Genomic DNA, 19,749 nt, shown 5'->3' on the forward strand with positions numbered 1-19,749 from the left:
GCTACAGGCTGCGCGACAGAATCAGCGCCACGCCCGCAACCGTCAATACGGCGCCAAGGCAAGCCCCCAAAGTAGGCGCCACGCGGGTCTTCCACCACAGCAGCGGCAGCAGCAGAATCGGTGAAATCGACGACAGCATGCCCACCAGGCCCGCGCTACCGTATTTGAGCGCGGCCAAGATCAGAGTCATGCCCAGCGCCATCGACAAGAAGGCGCTGCCCGCTACCAGAGCCCAGTCGCGCTGTACCATGGGCGCCTGCAAACGGGCAGGCTGCCAGCGCGCCACCAGCAGCAATGCATGAAAGCCAAAACCTGCCGCCATGCGGATGGCTGAAGCAGCCACCGGATCGACCTGCGGCCCCATTACCAGCTTGACTACCAAGGTGCCCAAGGCCTGCCCCAGCGCAGCCAACAGGCCCAGGCCCACACCCACCGCCAGGCGGCCACGCGTGGCCTCCCACTCCGTAGCGCTGCCTGCGCGCGAGCCAAAGGCAATCGCCGTCATCACCCCTCCTACCAGCAGGGTGCAGCCCACCATGGCAGTGCCGCCCATGCGCTCGCCCAGAAACAGCGCAGCCAGCACGGCAGACATCATCGAGTGCGTGGCAAACAGAATGCCCGAGCGGCGAGGCCCGAGCCGGTTCATGCAGGCGAAAAGCACCGTATCGCCAATAAAAATGCCGATGAAGCCCGAAAGTACCAGCACCGCAATCAAGGTGGGATTGAGCGTGCCCCAGCTACCCGCAATGGTGGCCCAGCCGCCCAGCATGACACTGGCAAACACCATGCGCCAGCGCGTAAAGGCAAATGCGCCCATCTTGCGCGAGACCGGCGCAGAAAAAAGCGCAGCCATCGCCCAGCAGGCAGCGGCCAGCACGGCCAGGAATTCAGGAGGAAAAGGGAGGTGAGACACGGTAGATCAGCGAAAACCGCAGCAAGCGCACACGCTGTCCCGCAAATGCTGCACAGCCCGTGCCAATGGCGCTAGGATGCGTGGCGAAGCTGGCATCCTCCTTGCAAAATGGCAAGGACGCGCCATTGTAGGTCTGCCGCCGCAGGCTGGCAGTGCCACCAAGACACCTAGAGGACGATCCATGAGCAAGAAACAACGTATCGCCGTACTGGCTGGCGACGGCATCGGCAAGGAAGTGATGCCCGAAGGGATCCGTGTGCTGGAAGCTGCAGCCAAACGCTTTGACCTGCCGCTGGAGATGCAGCATTTCGACTGGGCGCACTGCGACTACTTTGCCCAGCACGGCCAGATGATGCCCGACGACTGGAAAGCCCAGTTGCAAGGCTTCGATGCCATTCTGTTCGGCGCCGTGGGCTGGCCCGCCACCGTGCCCGACCACGTATCGCTGTGGGGTTCGCTGCTCAAGTTCCGCCGCGAGTTCGACCAGTACATCAACCTGCGCCCGGTACGCCTGTTTGATGGCGTGCCCTGCCCGCTGGCTGGCCGCAAGCCGGGCGACATCGACTACTACGTAGTGCGCGAGAACACCGAAGGCGAGTACACCGCGCTGGGCGGCATCATGTTCGAAGGTACGGACCGCGAAATGGTGCTGCAGGAGGCCGTGTTCACCCGCAAGGGCGCAGACCGCCTGCTCAAGTTCGCATTCGACCTGGCCCAGAGCCGCAGCAAGAAGCATGTGACCCTCGCCACCAAGTCCAATGGCATTGCCATCAGCATGCCCTGGTGGGACAAGTGCGCCGAAGCCATGGCCAAAAACTACCCCGATGTGGTGCTGGACAAGCAGCACATCGATATCCTCACCGCCCGCTTTGTGCTGCAGCCCGGCCGGTTTGACGTGGTGGCGGCCACCAACCTGTTCGGCGACATCCTCTCCGATCTGGGCCCCGCTACCACCGGCACGATTGGCCTGGCACCGTCGGCCAACCTGAACCCCGAGCGCAACTTCCCCTCGCTGTTCGAGCCCGTGCATGGCTCCGCACCCGATATCTATGGCCAGAAGATTGCCAACCCCATTGCCATGGTCTGGTCGGTGGCGCTGATGCTGGATTTTCTGGGCAACGGCCAGGGCGCGTGGCGGCAGGCACACGATGCCATCGTCGACGCGGTCAGCCAGACCATTCTGAGCGGCCCCCGCACGCCCGATTTGGGCGGACAGGCCAAGACAGACGATGTGGGCCAGGCCATTGCGCAATTGCTGGCCTGAGCGCCTGGCAGGGCTGCGCGCAGCCACTGCGCTGGCAGCCTTGCTGGCATGCACGCCCCAGGTACAGGCGCGGGGCTACACGCCGCAGGGCAGTTGTGGCGGCTACGAGCGCGTGAGCATCGGCAGCCCAGCAGGAACCTGCGTGGCCCTGGTGGCCGATGAACGCGATGGCCTGCGCGCACCGCGCCGGGTGCTGGAGATCAGCCCAGGCCGCCTGTGGATCATCGATATGGGCAGCTGGGTGCCCCACCAGGGGCGGCTGCTGGAGATAGCGCTGCCTGCGCAGCCCACTGCCACACCCTTGCAACGCCCGCAGGTCAAAGTGCTGGCAGATAAGCTGGATCGGCCCCTGGCACTGGTGCGCGGCCCCGATGCGCAGATCTACATCGGCGAGGCGGGCCGCATCTGGCGCACGCCGGTGCCCGCAGCAGGCCAGCCGGTACAGCCGCAGACGGTGCTGGACGCATTGCCCAACGACGGAGCCCACCCGCTCAAGGAAATCACGTTCGGGCCGGATGGCAGCCTGTATGTCAACATGGGCTCGGTCACCGACCGCTGCCAGGGCGCGCAAGGCGAGCTTGCCTATCCGTGCCCCGAGCGGGAGGCCATGCAGTTCCGTGGCGCGGTCTGGCGTGCGGTTCTGCACAACCCGCCAGTATCCGGGCAACCGCCCGTGCAGCAATTTGCACCTTTTGCACTCGGCCTGCGCAATTCGGTGGCGCTTGCCACGCTGCCCGATGGCCCGGCCGCAGGCAGCCTGTGGCAAGGCGAAAACAATATCGACTACCGCGACAAAAATGAACCGCCGGAAGAGCTGAACGAGCTGGTCGCGGGCGCAGACTACGGTTGGCCCTACTGCGTGGGCCAGCAGCGCGTGGCGCGCGGCTATGACAAGCGCGTCCGGTGTGCGTCCACCAAGGCACCCCGCATGCTGTGGCCTGCGCACACGGCGCCGCTGCATTTGCTCGCCACGCCCGCAGCCAGTCCTTTTCAAGGCCAGTTGCTGGTAGCCTGGCACGGCCCGCAGGGCCATCGGGTGGTGGGCTTTGCGCGCCAGAAGGACGGCAAGCCAGGCGGAAAACCGGTGGAATGGCTGACCGGATGGACGGCAGACGGAAACATGCGCCCGCTGGGCCGCCCCACCGGCCTCGCGCTGAACCACCTGGGGCAATTGATGGTGGTGGAAGACTACAACCGCACGCTGCTGATGCTGTTGCCCGACACCACGCCCCAAGCCATTCACAAGCGCTGAACCGCAACCAACCATGCCGCGTGGGCGACATCCAGCCACCCAGCCTGCTTGTGGATCCTGAGCCCCGGCCTATCATCTGCAGTTATCCATCCCTGCTGCGCAGGCCCGCCTTAGGGCGCCCTGCAGCCACCGCGACATGACAGCACTCCCCTCTTCAGTGCCCCCGGGCCCTACCCCGCCGCCCGGCCTTTACTTCGGTTGGGTGATCGTCGCGGCTTCCACCATCCTCACGCTGCTCACGGTCGGCATGCGCATGGGCATTGGCCCATTCATGCTGCCCATGTCGGAGGATCTGGGCTTCAGCCGCAGCCTGCTCTCGTCCATCGTGGCAGTCGGCATGCTCTGCTATGGCCTGGGCATGCCAGCGGCAGGCTGGCTGGTGGCGCGCAAGGGCACGCGCACTGTTTTGCTGACAGGCACCGCCATTGTCGTGCTCGCCTGCCTCTGGACGGTGAACGCCCGCACGCCATGGAGCTTTTTCTGGGCCTATGGCGTCGCGCTGTCGCTTGGGCTGGCCTTTACCAGCCCGGTGGCAGTCACACCCATGATCAGCCGCTGGTTCACGCGCCAGCGTGGCATGGCACTGTTTTTTCTGTCAACGGGCTCGATGGCGGGCATCGCGGTGATGACACCCGTCTTCACCACCACCATCGGCCTATGGGGTTGGCAGCGCACCCTGCTGGGGTTTGCGGTGGTGTTTGCACTCATCATCGGCGCCATGGCTCTATGGATCGTGCGCGACGATGCACCCGAAAATACCGATCTGACTGCTGCGCAAATTGAACAAAACCGGCAAACAACGCCCACCCATCAAGCGCCAGTAGCTACAAAATCAGAAGCAATCAGCTTTACCCAGGCTATCGCAACCGCACCGTTCTGGCAGATCTTCCTGGGCCTGTTTGCCTGCGGCTTCAGCATGAACCTGCTGGGCACCCACGGCATGCCCATGCTGATGGACCATGGCTTTGACGCGGGCAGCAGCGCGGGGGGCATCGGTCTCATCGGTTTTGTGGCGATCTTCAGCACTCTGGCGCTGGGCAAACTCTCCGACATGGTGCCGCGCCGCTACATCCTTGCCGTCATCTACCTGGTACGCGGCCTGGGCTTTGTGGGCCTGGTGGCCGTCGTTCACCACTGGCAGCTATATGCAGTGGCTGCCATTGGCGGCATTGTCTGGGCTGGCTCGATTGCCGCCTCATCTGCCATTCTGGGCGATCTGTATGGCATCAAGTTGGTAGGCCTGCTGTACGGATGGGCCTACCTGGGTCACCAGATCGGCGCCATGATCAGCAGCTGGCTTGGCGGCTGGGCATTCGAGCAATTTGGCACGCACTGGATTGCCTTTGGGGCGGCTGCCGTGTTGTTGCTCGTTGCAGCGTGCGTCTCGCTGCTGCTGCCAACCAAGCTCCAGCCATGAAAAATACCCGCTGATGCGGGTATTTTGGTGCGCCAAGGCTGGCGGCGGCAGGCCAAGTGGGGAACGCTCTCTGGCAGGACCCTATCCCCGTGGCAACTGCGGCGGCTTGACCAGATCGTCCAGCGACAGGCCCCTCTCGCGCAGCAGGCTCTCCAGCAAGGGCTTGAGCTGGCCCAGGCTTTCATCCACGGCTTCGCGGACGGTGTCCACCACCACTTGCGTGCCGCGTTCGATCTCGATGTTGAGGCCGTCGCCCACACGCTTGGCTTCGAACACCGTCATGCGGCGGGTTTCGGGGATGAGCCAGACCTCGAACCAGCCTTCCTGGCGGTTCACCTCGGCAACCGTCAGGCTGGCGCCGTTGATAGCGATATAGCCCTTGGCAAACACGTAGCGTCGAAAGGCTTCGGGCACGGCCACGCGCATCACGTAGTTGTTGTCGAACTCGCGGATCGCAGCCAGGGTTCCGGTGAAATCCACATGGCCGGACAGCGGGTGGCCGCCAATCTCGGCACCGTCCTTGGCGGCGCGCTCCACATTGACGGACGAGCCCACCTGCAACTGGCCCAGGGTGGTGATGTTCAGGCTTTGCAGCATCACATCAAACCGTGCATGCTGCGCGTCCACCAGCTCGGTCACTGTCAGGCATACGCCATCGTGCGATACGCTCGCGCCAATGGCCAGATCCTGGCAAAAACCTGGAGGAAAGGCAACCGTGAACGTGCGCAGGCCGGGCTGGTCGTCAATGGCGCTGATGGTGGCGACCGCCTGAATGATCCCAGTGAACATCAGGAACCTGCCACCTTCATCTTGCCAACAAGAATGCTGCCCAGGGTCTTGGAGCCCGCGCAGTACTCATCGGCGCCCACAGCCAGAGTGTCCTTGAACATGTCCTTCAAGTTGCCGGCAATCGTGATTTCCTGCACGGGAAAGGCAATCTGCCCATTCTCGACCCAGAAGCCGCTGGCGCCACGCGAGTAATCACCTGTGACCGGGTTCACGCCTTGGCCCATGAGTTCGATCACGAAAAGACCCGTACCCAGCTTTTGCAGCATGGCGGCAAGATCGTCAGTTGGCCGCGTCTTGGAGGAATAGAAGTGCAGGTTGTGGGCACCGCCTGCGTTGCCCGTAGTCTTCATGCTCAGCTTGCGGGCCGAGTAGGTGGACAGGAAATAGCCATTGACCTTGCCGTCTTCCACCACATGGCGCTTGCTGACACGCACGCCTTCGTCGTCGAACGGCGCACTGCCCTTTCCGCCAATGAGGAAGGGATCCTCCACCAGCTGGATGTGCTTGGGGAACACCTTTTTGCCCAAGGAACCCAGCAGGAAGGAGCTGCGGCGGTACAGCGCGCCGCCGCTGATGGCCTGCACCAGCGAACCCACGAGGCCCGCGGCCAGCGGCGCGTCGAACAGCACCGGGCATTCGGTAGTAGGAATCTTGCGTGCATTGAGGCGCGACAAGGCGCGCTCTGCGGCGTAGCGCCCGACGACAGCCGGGTCGGCCAGATCTTGCGCGCGGCGCATGCTGCTGTACCAGGCATCGCGCTGCATGTCGGCACCCTTGCCCGCTATGGGAGCCACCGAGATACTGTGGCGTGAGCTGGCGTAGCCACCGGCAAAACCGTTGGTATGCGCACTGTAGAAATGGCTTTGCTGGGCCGATACGCCTGCTCCCTCGCTATTGGTGATGCGCTTGTCGGTGGCAAAGGCGGCCGCTTCGCACTGCAGCGCCAATTGTGCGGCTGCCTCGCTGTCAATAGCCCACGGATGGAACAGGTCAAGTTCGCGTTGCTCGGCTGCTGGCACAATATCGGCTGCATCGGGCAGGCCGGCAACCGGGTCTTCGGCCGTGAAACGGGCGATGTCATAGGCTGCTTGCACCGTGCGCTTTACCGCTTCGGTCGAAAAATCCGAGGTGCTGGCATTGCCTCGGCGTTTGCCGATATACACCGTCACACCCAGCGACTTGTCGCGGTTGCGCTCCACCGTCTCCAGTTCGCCCTTGCGCACGCTGACCGACAGGCCTGCGCCTTCGGAGGCATCTGCTCCGGCGTCGGTGGCACCCAGTGTTTTGGCATGCGACAGTGCCTGCTCGACAAGGTCTTTGAAAAATGCGCGGCTGTAACTGAAGCCGGTTGCGGCCTGGGCATCGCCCTGGCTGTTGGAGCTGGATACGGTTTTTTTCATACTGCCCGCTATGATACTGATAACCGCCATCGCCCTGGCACTGAGATGGGCTGAACGACCTGCGCAACCAGCGTGCGCAGCAGAGGCAATGGCCCGTTCAGCTCCTCCCTGCCGGGCTGTGGCCTTTTGAACAAAAGCATAACCATGTCACGCAAACCCAAAAAAGGCTATTTCGTTCGCGGCAAGTTCGTGGCCGAAGGCAGCGAACTCGATATCGAGCTGAAGGCCGAACTCAAAGGCACGACCGAATCGAGCAAGTCCGATCTGAAAAAGGAAATGGATGCCCTGCAGGACCTCGGCAAGGAACTGCTCACGCTGCGCAGCGATCTCTTCAACCGCCTGCAACTGCCCGAGATTCTGGTGAACGCGCTGGCCGAAGCCAAGCGCATCACCAATTTTGAAGGCAAGCGCCGCCAGATGCAGTTCGTTGGCAAGCTGATGCGCAGGCTCGACGAAAGCGAGGTAGCCGCCATCAACGCCGCGCTCACAGAGCAGAAGGAAGGCTCCGGCATTGAAAAAGCCCTGCTGCATGCCTCGGAACAGTGGCGCGACCGCATGATTGCAGACGACGATGCCGTCGCGCAATGGATCAACGAGGCGCCGCAGACCGATATCCAGCAGTTGCGTTCGCTGGTGCGCCAGGCGCGCAAGGACATGCCCGGCGCCCATGAGGCCAATGTGCAGGAATCCACCGGCCAGGCCGCCCGCAAAGGCCGCGCATACCGCGAGCTGTTCCAGCTGGTGCGGGACCATGTGATGGCCGCCCACGCAGCACGCGTGCAGGCATCCGCGGCAGATGACGATGCCAGCGATGAGGATTGAGAGAAAACAGCCCCTGGCGCATGGTGGGTGCGCGCAATCAGCTATCAAAATATGAGTATTGCATACGACTCCGTCAAAATCGGCATTGTCTCGATCAGCGACCGCGCCAGCAGTGGTGTGTATGAGGACAAAGGCCTGCCCGCCCTGCAGGATTGGCTGGGCCGTGCGCTGCACAACCCGGTGGCCTACGAGGCCCGCCTGATTGCCGACGAACAGGCGCTGATCAGCCAGACCTTGATCGAACTGGTGAATGCAGGCTGCAGCCTGGTGCTGACCACAGGCGGCACCGGCCCGGCGCTGCGCGATGTGACGCCCGAAGCCACCCTGGCCGTGGCTGACAAGGAAATGCCTGGTTTTGGCGAGCAGATGCGCCAGATCAGCCTGCGCTTCGTGCCCACGGCCATCCTGTCGCGCCAGATCGCCGTCATACGCGGCCAATGCCTGATCATCAACCTGCCCGGTCAGCCCAAGGCAATTGCAGAAACGCTGGAAGGCCTGAAGGATGCCGATGGAACGCAGCTCGTGCCAGGCATTTTTGCCGCCGTGCCTTACTGCGTTGACCTGATTGGCGGCCCCTATCTGGAAACGCAAGACGCGGTGTGCAAGGCCTTTCGGCCCAAGAACGCAGTCCGCGCCCCTCGCAACTAAATCCGGCTACGCCTCACCCGACTGCGGCAAGAAAAACCCGCCCGGGCTTTGAGCAACTGGCGGGGGTGAGCCATCTGTGGGTCATTTCAACGCAGCGATCAGGCCTGAGCCTTGCGTTTGCGGCGCCAGGCCAGCATACCAATGCCGCCCGACAACAGTGCCAAAGCCGCCTGACCCAGGGCCGGAACCGGCGTAGCCTGCGTCGATGGCGTACCAGGGTCTCCCGCCACTACAGCAACACCGCCCGGATCGCGGATCACACCGTCGGCCACCAGGTCGTCATCGCCCAATTGGCCGTCCGTCAGGTTCAGCGCCACCTTGTTGCCGTTGATGGTGGCGTTGGGGTACGCATACCAGTGGTCCTTCTGGTTGTCTGCCGTCTTGCCAAACTTGTAGTACCTGGCATTTGCGGGCAGCGTCTCGGGATAGGTCAACTCCACCGTGGCGCTTTGCCCTGCCTGTCCACCCGTGAGCTGCAGGCTCACCAGTCCAAACGGAAAGCTCACGCCTTGAGGCGGCTGTGAAGCAGCGCTAACGGCTACCGGCTTGCCCCCATCGAACGCCCACAGACCGGAGCCACCGCCACTGACGCTGGCCTGCACATCACCCGCCTTGCCAACTGGTGCCAGGGAAGCCGTTGCAGGCTTGGCAGCGAAATCAAACTGAAGCTGGCACTGGCCGGTAAGCGTGCCCGTGGTGTAGGTGGAGCGATCCGCATTCCAGCTGCCTGCGGGGCAATTGCTGCTTGCGGCCAGCCCCAGCAGTTGGTAGCCCGGCTGCGGCACTACCGTGCAGCTGCTGGTCTGGCCCGGTACGGCGCTGGAGCACGCAACGCTGCCCGCCGATGCCACGTTGGGCACGCCCACCACGCCATGGCTGCCATCGCCAACAATCAGTGTTACAGGCTTGCCCAGGATCACGTAGTTGTAGTTGGCATCCATCTTGTGGCGGTAGCCGGGCATGACGATGGCCGTGCCAGCCGTGCTGAAGCTCAGCGTGCCGCCGTTGTCCTGTGCCACAGCGGCAGTGCCTCCCAGGTACACCAGCTCGTTGGCCACTGCAGCCTTTTTGTCCTGCAGTTGCGTGAGCAGATCAACCTCCAGATTCACTGGCGTGTTGAGTGCCAGCACGCCTTGCTGGGGCTTGGCAGAAATATCGACCGGAAAGTCGCTGGCCAGATAGGCGTGGTCGGTGGTGATGCCGTGGGTGCCCCAACTGTAGTACTTGTAGAAATCTGCGGGCGTATTCACCGTCCACGGCCAGAATGTGACGCCGCGATGCTTGGCCGCCTCCATGGTGCGCTGGCTGATGGCGCCATAGCTGGGGTTGAAGGTAGAGGAATTGGCCTGTGTGGCTTCCAGCACGTTGCGCACGCTGTTGGTCACATCGGCGCTCTCGGCAATGCTGTTGAGAAAGCCGCCGGTCAACTCCGGCATCTGCTCGGCACTGCGCTTGAGCTGGTCGCTGCTGAACGAAATGGCAACCGATTGGTCGGCCACGCCCTCTTGCTCCATCTCCTTCTTGAGCTGGGCAATGATGCGCGGGTTGGCACTCTTGAGCTCGATCACATGGGTGATGGGCTTGTCCTTGAAGGTCTGGAAATACTCGCGCATGGTGGGCACCTGGTAGCCCTTGCCCTTGGTGCGCAAGGCTTTGACCTGATCGAGGCTCATGCCTTCGACAGCGCCGGTGCCGGTCGTGGTGCGGTTGACCGTGTCGTCATGCATGATGACAAGGTGGTCATCGGTGGTGATGTAGATATCGTTTTCCACAGCATCGGCCCCGGCGGCCACGGCTGCTCTGGCGCTTTCCAGCGTGTTTTCGTCTTCACGGCTGGGCATGCCGCGGTGGCCGATCACGAGCGGCTTGCGCAGCAGGGTATTGGCAGGCAGCTTGCGCAACACCTCCGCATAGGCAGCGCTGTTGGCCGACACCACGCCGTTGACGCCACTGGTCAGGATGCGTGCCGCCTGCTCGGGCGTATCCGCTTCGGCACTTGTCCATACCGTGATCAGCAGGCGCTGCAGGCGGGCCACGAAGTCACGGTGGCTCAGGTTCGCGGGCAGGATGGCGATCTTGGCGCCTGCACGGTTGGTGTCGCCGGAGATCGTGAGCAGATCCTGGGTCGATGTGCCCAGGTTGCGCTGGCTGAAATCCACAGCCGTGCGCACCTTGGGCAGCGCTACGCGCGCCTGTTTGAGCAGTGCCACATCGCCAGACAGCAGCGTGACATCGGCCAGGTTGTGTACATCGTTGGAGAAAGCCACCAGCGCATGCACCGTGGCCGCATCGTCAATACGCAGCAGCGGTATGGTGTTACGCGCAGCTTGCTCGTAGTGCGCCTTGAGGGTGCCCACCACGGCGCCATTGGCGTCCTTGAGGTTGAGCGCGCTGTCCAAACTCAGCAAGCTCGTGCTGACGCCCGTTCCGTCCAGCGCCACGCCTGCATGGGCCGCCTGCACCAGCGTCGGCGCCATGGCAGCCAGTGTGCCGGTGTCCTGCACGGTGACAGGCATGTCAAGATCAGGCAAAGGGGTCAGTTGTTCGGTCACCTTCAGGCTCTTGACGCGCATGACCAGCCCCGCAGTCTGCATGCCGATACCGCCTTGGGTCAGACCAGATGTGATGACGACATCGTGCAACAAGACTCCATTGAGGTATTGCCGAACACGGTTCCCATGCACCACCACGCTGGCAATATAAGTCTTGTTCTTGTCGATGGCTTCGGTAAAAGCCTTGGTGCTGGTCACCGACCATGCACCCGCCTTGCGGAATGCGAATTCAGTGCCATTGCTGGCAGTGGCGTTCTGTCGCATTGCGAACTGGTGATACGGCTCATAGGCGTAGGTTCCGCTCTCTGCAGAACTGCGGTACATCACACTGCCCCAGCGGGTGTTGCTGTTCACCTTGTCGAAGGTGAATTCCATGTCGATGCGGTAGTTGGACAGCTTTTCCAGCTCCACCGGCAGCATGACGGCCGTCATTGCGGTGTCGTTGGCGGTGCCGTCGATCAGCAGGTTGCCGGTTGTCGCGTCAATGGAGGCCTTGCCTTTGTTCCACCCAGGCGTGCGCCAGCCAATAGGCAGGCCGGTTGCAGTCTTGTCGTTGAATACCTTGTCGACATAGACCTGCCCTTGTGGATCGGCTTTGGCCAGCCTGGCCTCCAGCGCCTGCAGAGGCTGCATGCTTGCAACCACAGCGCTTTCAGCGGCAAGTGTGGTTTGAAAGGGCAATGTCAGCAATGTTGCCATTGCTGCCACAAGAGGTAGGCGTCGCATAGTATCCCCAAAAGAAAGGCGAGAGTTTTGCAACAATCAATGACACGGTCATGAAAAAAGCATGCACCTTTCCTATGGCCAACGGCCGTATCTTCTTCAACACATCCTCTGCTATCTGCACAAAAATTAAAAACATATAGGTTATCAATATTCAGACGACGTAACCTGGGCGACATGAAACGGTAGGTGCAACGGTTTTCACTATCACGCACCAGAAGCAATGCTTCTAGCATGCATGCAGACACCTATCCACTCCAACCAATTACAAAGGAGCCTTTCATGTTCAAGCCCTCGTCCCCAGTTCTGAGCCCCGTCATGGCAGCCTGCGCGTTGGCATGCGGTCTGCTGGCCAGCCCGGCCCACGCCCAGGACAAGGTTCGCCTGGGATTCCTGACCGATATGTCCAGCCAGTACGCCGACGGCGACGGCAAGGGCGGTGCCACAGCGATCCAGATGGCCATTGACGATTTCGGTGGCAAGCTGCTGGGCAAGCCGATTGAGTTGATCGCTGCAGATCACCAGAACAAGGCGGATATTGCCTCCACCAAATCACGCGAATGGGTAGACACGCAGGGCGTGCAGTTGCTGATTGCCGGCACCAACACCGCCACAGCTCTTGCCATGGGCCAGGTGGCCAACGAGAAAAAACGCGTGCTGCTCATCAATGGTGCGTATTCCTCGGGTATCACCGGTGCCAACTGCTCGCCGTACTGGGTGCACTACAACTCCGACACCACAGCCATTGCACGGGGCACGGGTAAGGCCGTGGCAGAGCAAGGCGGCAAGAACTGGGCCCTGCTGGTGTCCGACTACACCTTTGGTCACACGCTGGAAAACGACATCACCAAGGTCATCACCGCCAACGGCGGGCAGGTACTCAAATCAGTTCGCGCACCTTTTCATGCCAACGACTTTTCGTCCTACCTGATGCAGGTGCAGTCCAGCAAGGCGCAGATTCTGGGCCTCGCCAATGCGGGTGGCGATTTCATGAATTCGCTCAAGGCCGCGCGTGAGTTTGGCGTCACCCCCAAGATGAAACCGGTGGCGCTGATGGTGTTTGCCAACGAAGTAGAAAGCCTGGGGCTCAAACTTGCCGGTGGCCTGATGTTCACCGACAGCTGGTTCTGGGACCGGACCCCTGAGGCACGCAAATGGACTGACCGCTTCTATGCCAAGACCGGCAAGATGCCAACTTCGCTGCACGCATCTGACTACTCCTCTGCCATGAACTATTTCAAGGCCGTGGAAAAGGCCCAGACGCTGGATGCCGACAAGGTGATGGCCACGCTCAAATCCATGGAGCTGAACGACATGTTTGGCAAGGGCAAGATCCAGCCCAATGGCCGCTATGTGCACGACATGTACCTGCTGCAGGTGAAGACGCCCGAAGAATCCAAGGCCAAGCACGACTCGTTCAAGCTGATCAAGGAGCTGCCCGGCGACACCCTGTTTGCCAGCAAGGAAGAGGCCAACTGCCCTATCTGGAAGTAAACCCGGCCAACCGCAGGCCCATACAGCACAAAAAACACAAAAGCCGCAAGAAACCCTTGCGGCTTTTTGCTATGAAAATTTAAGTGATAGCGCGCTACGGACAAGCGCCAGCAGCCACTTTCACCGCAAACAGTTCATTCAAAGCCCCGCATCTGCGCCCACTCGGCAAACGGCGCACGATCGGCGCGCAAGGTATTGATCGGCGCCAGCGTGTCTTCATAGCCCAGTGCCACACCGTAGGCAACGCGGTAAGGCTCAGGGGCCTTGAGTACCCGCTCCACCGTATTGCCATAGCGGCGCCAAAAGCCTTGGGCACAGGTGGCCATGCCGCGCTCGGTGGCCAGCAGCATGAGCGATTGCAGGTAGATGCCCAGATCCACCCACTGCGCATAGCCCATGCGCTCGTCTGCAAACACCAGAATACCCGTCGGCGCCCCAAAGAACTGGCCATTCCTGGCCAGTTGCTCCAGGCGTGCCGCCTTGTTCTCGCGCGGGATGGCAATGGTTTTGTACAAATCTTCGCCGTTCTTGAAGCGGCGGCTGCGGTACGGCTCCCACAGGTTGGGCGGATACGACAGGTTGCTGACCTGCTCCTCATCGGGCTGCGCCGCAGCAATAGCATCCGTGAGCTGCGTCAAGGCCGCCCCCGCCAGCGCCACCACACGCCAGGGCTGTAGGTTGCCTCCGGATGCGGCCTGCGCCGCATCACTCATCAGGCTGTGCACCTGGTCTGCCGTAGGGGCCTTGGGTAAAAACGCGCGCACCGAGCGGCGCTCTTTCATGGCTTGAGAGACATTCATGGCTGGGTCTTTCTTGGATGAAAATCGCAGGCGATAGGCCGTCACTGCAGGCAAGTTTAGTGCAGTGCAGCAAATAGGTCTGACACTTTCGTTGCAAGATACAGGTGAGTCACTTGTGGAGGCGCTACGCTGAAACCCCAGGGGCCCTCTGCAAACCGCCTTTGTAGAGGCCCTCATTGCCGGACTCTTGCCATGCACATCACTGCCATCCAATCCGACATCACAAGCTTGCAGGTGGATGCCATCGTCAATGCCGCCAACTCGTCGCTGCTGGGCGGCGGTGGGGTCGATGGCGCCATTCACCGGGCCGCCGGGCCCGAGCTGCTGCACGAATGCCGATTGCTGGGCGGCTGCAAAACGGGTGACGCCAAGATCACGGGTGGCTACCGGTTGCCTGCCAAACACATCATCCACACCGTAGGACCTGTGTGGCGCAATGGCGAAAACGATGAAGCATCAATGCTTGCGGCATGCTACCGGCACTCGTTGGCCTTGGCCGAAAGCGTGGGTGCACAGGCCATCGCCTTCCCCAGCATCAGTACCGGCATCTATGGCTACCCCATTGCACTTGCGGCGCGCATCGCCGTGGCAACCGTCAAGGCATGTGCAGGAAACGCACCCGGCGTTCAGTCTGTGGTGTTCTGCTGCTTTTCGGCCAACGATCTGGAGGTGTATGGGCAGGTACTGCGTGAGCTGGCAGACTGAAGCTAACGGCCTCTTCAGGTAGTTGCTACCTAATAAATAGCAGCCAGCGCTTTATGGATTGGCGCTGGCCGCTATTTTCGTCTCTATCTCACACGGTTCAACGCGCTGTCGTATCCGATGCGATCGGAATGTAGAACTCGCCGCCCGTGCGGTTGAACTCTTCCGCCTTGGCCTGCATGCCCACCGAGATGCCCTGCTCCGCGGCCACGCCTTGCGATTTGGCGAAATCGCGCACTTCCTGGGTGATCTTCATCGAGCAGAACTTGGGCCCGCACATGCTGCAGAAGTGCGCCACCTTGGCACTGTCCTTGGGCAGCGTCTCGTCATGGAACGCACGCGCCGTGTCGGGATCCAGACCCAGGTTGAACTGGTCCTCCCAGCGGAAATCGAAGCGCGCCTGGGAGAGCGCATCGTCGCGCGAGCGTGCGCCCGGATGACCCTTGGCAACGTCGGCAGCGTGCGCCGCGATCTTGTAGGCGATGATGCCCTGCTTGACGTCGTCACGATCGGGCAGGCCCAGGTGTTCCTTGGGCGTCACATAGCACAGCATGGCGGTGCCGAACCAGCCAATCATGGCTGCACCGATGGCACTGGCGATATGGTCGTAGCCGGGGGCGATGTCGATGGTCAGCGGCCCCAGGGTGTAGAACGGCGCTTCGTGGCAGTGCTTGAGCTGCTCGGTCATGTTGGCCTGGATCATGTGCATGGGCACGTGGCCAGGGCCCTCGATCATGGTCTGCACATCGTGCTTCCATGCGATCTGGGTCAGCTCACCCAGCGTCTTGAGTTCGGCAAACTGGGCCTCATCGTTGGCATCCGACGCGCAGCCCGGGCGCAGGCCATCGCCCAGCGAGAAGCTCACGTCGTACTGCTTCATGATGTCGCAGATATCCTCGAAGTGCTCGTACAGGAAGCTCTCGCGGTGGTGTGCCATGCACCACTTGGCCATGATGGAGCCGCCGCGCGAGACGATGCCGGTGCGGCGCTGGGCCGTGAGGTGGATGTATGCGAGGCGCACGCCTGCGTGGATGGTGAAGTAGTCCACGCCTTGCTCGGCCTGCTCGACCAGCGTATCGCGGAAGATCTCCCAGGTCAGGTCCTCGGCAATGCCACCCACCTTTTCCAGCGCCTGGTAGATAGGCACGGTGCCAATGGGCACGGGCGAATTGCGGATGATCCAGTCGCGCGTGGTGTGGATGTTCTTGCCGGTAGACAGATCCATCACGTTGTCGGCGCCCCAGCGAATGGCCCAGACCAGCTTTTCGACCTCTTCCTCGATGCTGGATGTGACAGCCGAGTTGCCGATGTTGGCGTTGATCTTGACCTTGAAATTGCGCCCGATGGCCATGGGCTCGATCTCGGGGTGGTTGATGTTGGCCGGAATGATGGCGCGGCCGCGCGCCACTTCGTCACGTACGAACTCGGGCGTGATGATCTTCGGAATCGCGGCGCCCAGGCTGTTGCCGGCCAGGCGCGCTTCGCGTGCAGCATCTTGCTGGTACTCGGCCATCCACTCGCGGCGGCCATTCTCGCGCAAGGCTACATATTCCATCTCGGGCGTGATGATGCCCTTGCGTGCATAGTGCATCTGGGTGACGTTGCCACCGCTCTTGGCCCGGCGTGGCTGGCGCTGCAGCGCGGCTGCCTCGGCCCGCAGCTGGGCCACGCGCGCATCCTCCTCGCCGCGCTTGCCACCATCGTCCAGCGCCACGCGCAGGCGGCCGGCATAGTATTCGCTGTCGCCACGCGATTCGATCCAGTTGCCACGCACGCTGGGCAGGCCGCTGCGCACATCGATCACCGCCGACGGATCGGTGTACGGCCCCGAGGTGTCATACACGCTGACCTGCTCGCCATTGGTGAGTGCGATGTCGCGCACGGGCACACGCAGCTCCGGGTGGATGGCGCCATTGAGATGGCTTTTGGTGGATGCCGGAAAAGGCTGGCGGGATTGGGCCAGCAGCTGGGCAAAGCGGGCTGCATCAGGGGCGTTGCCAGCGGCGGGAGTGAAGATCGAATCGGGGGCGTTCATTGCAGTCTCCAAAAAGCGTATGAAGTTCATCAAACGCTCCGTGGAGTGCTGGGCCCGCTCTGATCTGGTGGTGACGGCTTTGGTGCCGCCACCATCCTGCACCGGGGGAGCCTTTTGCACTGACTGACTGGCCAATGCTGAGGCTCCCTCTGGAATCTGCCGACTCCAGCCAAGGCCGTTGCGCCCCGAAAGTTCGCCCTAAAAAGACAAAACCCCAGTGCGCGAGGCGCCTGGGGTGTGCTGTGCCCATGGATGGATGCCCCGCATCCTCTTGTCCAAGGGCCCTGCGTCAGGGTCCCGCTCTTCTTCCGCCGGTATGAACCGGATCAAGTTCGTCGGGTTCGCTAATCAGCAGTCTTGCAACTGCCTTTCGCATCTCAGCGCTTTCGCACACCCCGGAGCTGCATGCAGTATAGCCGGTTCCCGCCGTACTGCGCCAGCCCTTCGCCGTCATTGCGTACACCAGCCCCATTCGCTCAAATCCATGCGGGGGTGGCCCTGTTTTGGTGCTTACCCCAGTAGGCACTGCTCATTCCGCCTGCAACCATCGGGGCGCAGCAGCCTACGCCTGCCCCGCACGTGGCCGCCGCGCCGTACGCATGTCTTTTTGAACAAGGAGTACTCCCATGAATGTTCCTGCAACGCCACGCCTACCCGCGCGCCGCGCGCTACCACACCGCAGGCGCCCAATAGCTGCAGCGGCTGCTGGCTGTGTTCTCGCCTTGGCGGCCCAGGGTGTCATGGCGCAGGACAAGGTGCGGATCGGGTTCATCACCGACATGTCCAGCGTCTATGCGGATGTAGACGGCAAGGGCGGTGCTCTTGCCTTGCAGATGGCGATTGATGACTATGGTGGCAAGGTGCTTGGCAAGCCGGTGGAGCTGATGGTTGCCGACCACCAGAACAAGGCGGATCTGGCAGCATCCAAGGCGCGCGAATGGTTTGACCAGCGCGACATGCAGATGCTGGTGGGCGGCACCACCTCCAGCACTGGCCTTGCCATGGCCAAGGTGGCCGAGGAGAAAAAGCGCCTCATCATTGTGAACGGCTCGGGCACATCGGCCCTCACCAATGACCAGTGCAGTCCGTACACGGTGCACTACGCCTACGACACCGTGGCACTGGCAAAGGGCACCGGCGGCGCCATCGTGGGCCTGGGAGACAAGGACTGGTTCTTCCTGACCGCCGATTACGCCTTCGGCCATGCCCTGGAAGCCGACACCACCAAGGTGATCAAGGCGGCTGGAGGCCGCGTGATTGGCTCGGTCAGGCACCCCATCAATGCATCGGATTTCTCGTCCTTTCTGCTGCAGGCACAGAACTCCAAGGCACAGATACTTGCCATGGCCAATGCAGGTGGAGACACCATCAACACCATCAAGGCGGCGCGGGAGTTTGGCGTGACCAAGACCATGAAGCTGGCGGGCCTGCTGCTTTTCAGCTCGGACATCCACAGCCTGGGTCTCAAGCAGACTGAAGGGCTGATGTTCACCGACAGTTGGCACTGGGATCTGAACCCGGAAAGCCGCAAGTTCTCCGATCGCTTCTTTGAGAAATTCAAGAAGATGCCCACCTCGCTGCAGGCGGCCGACTACTCGGCCATGATGACTTATCTCAAGACTGCCGACAGGATCAAATCCACCGATTCGGACAAGGTGATGGCAGCACTCAAGTCAGAACCCTTGTCCGACTTCTATGCCAAGGGCACCATTCGCCCCGATGGCCGCTACGCCCATGAGATGTACTTGATGCAGGTGAAGGCACCTGCAGAATCGAAAGGTGCCTGGGACTACTTCAAGATTCTCAAGACGCTCAGCCCCGACGAGGTGTGGACGACCAGGGCAGAATCCACCTGCAAGCTCTGGAAATAATCCCGCCCAAAAACCAAAGGCCCGCACATGCGGGCCTTTGTCGTTGGCAGCGCAGTGGAGAAACTGCGCAGTTGGGCTTATTTCTTCCTGCGATCGACGAAAGCGATCAATTCGCCCATGATGCCTCGGCGGAAGGCCAGCACGCAGATCACAAAGATGAGGCCGGTGACGATGGTGACGGACTCACCCAGGGTGTTGAACCATTCCACGCCCGTCCAGCGCGACAGCGCGTTGCCAATATCGCCGATCTTGTTTTCCAGGGCCACGATCACCGCAGAGCCCACGATAGGCCCGGACAGCAAGCCCAGACCACCCACCAGCGTCATCAGGATAACCTGGCCCGAAGCGGTCCAGTGCACGTCCGTCAACGTGGCAAAGCCCAGCACGACCGTCTTGAGCGAACCAGCCAGTCCTGCCAACGCTGCCGAGATGACAAACGCCAGCAGCTTGAAGCGATTGACGTCGTAGCCCAGCGAGATGGCGCGTGGCTCGTTTTCCTTCAGGGCCTTGAGCACCTGGCCAAACGGTGAATGCACGGTTCGCATGATCAGCAGGAAAGCCAGCACGACAATGACGAGCGCCACGTAGTACATCGTAAGGTCGCTCTCTAGGCTCAGCACGCCAAACAGCTTGCCACGCGGCACGGCCTGCAGACCATCTTCGCCGCCGGTAAACGGCATCTGCAGGCAGGCAAAGAACAGCATCTGCGCCAGCGCCAGGGTGATCATCGAGAAGTAGATACCCTGGCGGCGAATGGCCAGCCAGCCAAACACCAGGCCCAGCAACGCACCGAAGGCCACACCAAACAGAATGCCGAGTTCAGGCGTCAGATGCCATGTCTTGATGGTATGGCCCGTGATATAGGCTGCGCCACCAAAAAATGCAGCATGGCCGAACGACAGCAGCCCGGTATAGCCCAGCAACAGGTTGAAGGCGCAGGCAAACAGCGCAAAGCACATCAGCTTCATGACGAACACCGGATAGGCGCCCATCAAGGGGGCTGCAATCAGCCCCAGCAGCAGCAAGCCGTATCCCCATTTGGCAAATTTCTTGGAATTCATCCCCTA

15 protein-coding genes and 1 riboswitch are annotated in these 19,749 nt (G+C 61.7%); of the genes, 8 read left to right on the forward strand and 7 right to left on the reverse strand.

Features of this window, described 5'->3' with window-relative positions:
• Position 1: 1 nt before the first annotated feature.
• Positions 2 to 913: a DMT family transporter gene (locus ABIE32_RS10300; protein ID WP_429015773.1), complete on the reverse strand. Its 912-nt coding sequence runs from the start codon at positions 911 to 913 to the stop codon at positions 2 to 4.
• Positions 914 to 1,094: 181 nt separating this feature from the next.
• Here ABIE32_RS10300 and ABIE32_RS10305 point away from each other — a divergent pair, with 181 nt between their 5' ends.
• From ABIE32_RS10305 to ABIE32_RS10315, 3 genes are all read left to right on the forward strand, one after another.
• Positions 1,095 to 2,177, forward strand: coding sequence for a tartrate dehydrogenase (locus tag ABIE32_RS10305; protein ID WP_377779920.1), 1,083 nt, complete (start codon positions 1,095 to 1,097; stop codon positions 2,175 to 2,177).
• Positions 2,143 to 3,429 (forward strand): PQQ-dependent sugar dehydrogenase, encoded by a 1,287-nt coding sequence (locus ABIE32_RS10310; RefSeq protein WP_429015776.1) that lies wholly within the window; start codon positions 2,143 to 2,145, stop codon positions 3,427 to 3,429. Before ABIE32_RS10305 ends, ABIE32_RS10310 begins: the two co-directional genes overlap by 35 nt.
• 136 nt (positions 3,430 to 3,565) lie before the next feature.
• Positions 3,566 to 4,846, forward strand: coding sequence for an MFS transporter (locus ABIE32_RS10315; protein WP_429015779.1), 1,281 nt, complete (start codon positions 3,566 to 3,568; stop codon positions 4,844 to 4,846).
• Between the two features lie 81 nt (positions 4,847 to 4,927).
• On the opposite strand, the gene ABIE32_RS10320 is transcribed toward ABIE32_RS10315, so the two are convergent.
• Positions 4,928 to 5,635, reverse strand: coding sequence for a riboflavin synthase subunit alpha (locus ABIE32_RS10320; RefSeq protein ID WP_429015782.1), 708 nt, complete (start codon positions 5,633 to 5,635; stop codon positions 4,928 to 4,930).
• Positions 5,635 to 7,035 carry a metalloprotease PmbA gene (pmbA, locus tag ABIE32_RS10325; protein ID WP_224151827.1) on the reverse strand — a complete coding sequence of 467 codons (1,401 nt, stop codon included), beginning with the start codon at positions 7,033 to 7,035 and terminating at the stop codon, positions 5,635 to 5,637. The genes ABIE32_RS10320 and pmbA overlap by 1 nt, the downstream gene beginning before the upstream one ends.
• 144 nt (positions 7,036 to 7,179) lie before the next feature.
• On the opposite strand from pmbA, the gene yjgA reads away from it, so the two are divergent.
• Positions 7,180 to 7,857, forward strand: a complete 678-nt coding sequence (gene yjgA / locus ABIE32_RS10330; protein ID WP_429015785.1) for a ribosome biogenesis factor YjgA — start codon at positions 7,180 to 7,182, stop codon at positions 7,855 to 7,857.
• 51 nt (positions 7,858 to 7,908) lie between these two features.
• Entirely contained in the window at positions 7,909 to 8,505 is a 597-nt protein-coding gene (mog, locus tag ABIE32_RS10335) for a molybdopterin adenylyltransferase (RefSeq protein WP_429015787.1), read from the forward strand.
• A gap of 98 nt (positions 8,506 to 8,603) precedes the next feature.
• Here the strand turns inward: mog and ABIE32_RS10340 are convergent, their stop codons facing one another.
• Positions 8,604 to 11,690 (reverse strand): IPTL-CTERM sorting domain-containing protein, encoded by a 3,087-nt coding sequence (locus ABIE32_RS10340; protein ID WP_429015790.1) that lies wholly within the window; start codon positions 11,688 to 11,690, stop codon positions 8,604 to 8,606.
• Positions 11,691 to 12,062: 372 nt separating this feature from the next.
• On the opposite strand from ABIE32_RS10340, the gene ABIE32_RS10345 reads away from it, so the two are divergent.
• Complete coding sequence (locus ABIE32_RS10345) at positions 12,063 to 13,274, forward strand: ABC transporter substrate-binding protein (protein ID WP_429015792.1); 1,212 nt, start codon at positions 12,063 to 12,065, stop codon at positions 13,272 to 13,274.
• 134 nt (positions 13,275 to 13,408) lie between these two features.
• Here the strand turns inward: ABIE32_RS10345 and ABIE32_RS10350 are convergent, their stop codons facing one another.
• Positions 13,409 to 14,074, reverse strand: coding sequence for a nitroreductase (locus ABIE32_RS10350; RefSeq protein ID WP_429015795.1), 666 nt, complete (start codon positions 14,072 to 14,074; stop codon positions 13,409 to 13,411).
• A gap of 192 nt (positions 14,075 to 14,266) precedes the next feature.
• Between ABIE32_RS10350 and ABIE32_RS10355 the strand changes: the two genes are divergently transcribed.
• Positions 14,267 to 14,779, forward strand: coding sequence for an O-acetyl-ADP-ribose deacetylase (locus tag ABIE32_RS10355; protein ID WP_429015797.1), 513 nt, complete (start codon positions 14,267 to 14,269; stop codon positions 14,777 to 14,779).
• A gap of 97 nt (positions 14,780 to 14,876) precedes the next feature.
• Here ABIE32_RS10355 and thiC read toward each other — a convergent pair whose 3' ends face one another.
• Positions 14,877 to 16,811, reverse strand: a complete 1,935-nt coding sequence (gene thiC / locus ABIE32_RS10360; protein ID WP_429015800.1) for a phosphomethylpyrimidine synthase ThiC — start codon at positions 16,809 to 16,811, stop codon at positions 14,877 to 14,879.
• Between the two features lie 286 nt (positions 16,812 to 17,097).
• Positions 17,098 to 17,219: riboswitch (TPP riboswitch) on the reverse strand.
• A 332-nt stretch (positions 17,220 to 17,551) separates the two neighbouring features.
• On the opposite strand from thiC, the gene ABIE32_RS10365 reads away from it, so the two are divergent.
• A complete protein-coding gene (locus tag ABIE32_RS10365) occupies positions 17,552 to 18,682 on the forward strand; it encodes an ABC transporter substrate-binding protein (protein ID WP_429016141.1) in 1,131 nt (376 codons plus the stop codon).
• Positions 18,683 to 18,759: 77 nt separating this feature from the next.
• Here the strand turns inward: ABIE32_RS10365 and ABIE32_RS10370 are convergent, their stop codons facing one another.
• Entirely contained in the window at positions 18,760 to 19,743 is a 984-nt protein-coding gene (locus tag ABIE32_RS10370; protein WP_429015803.1) for a branched-chain amino acid ABC transporter permease, read from the reverse strand.
• Between the last annotated feature and the right edge of the window lie 6 nt (positions 19,744 to 19,749).

Source organism: Comamonas sp. 4034 (assembly GCF_050434545.1).
GTDB classification, from domain to species: Bacteria; Pseudomonadota; Gammaproteobacteria; order Burkholderiales; family Burkholderiaceae_C; genus Comamonas; species Comamonas odontotermitis.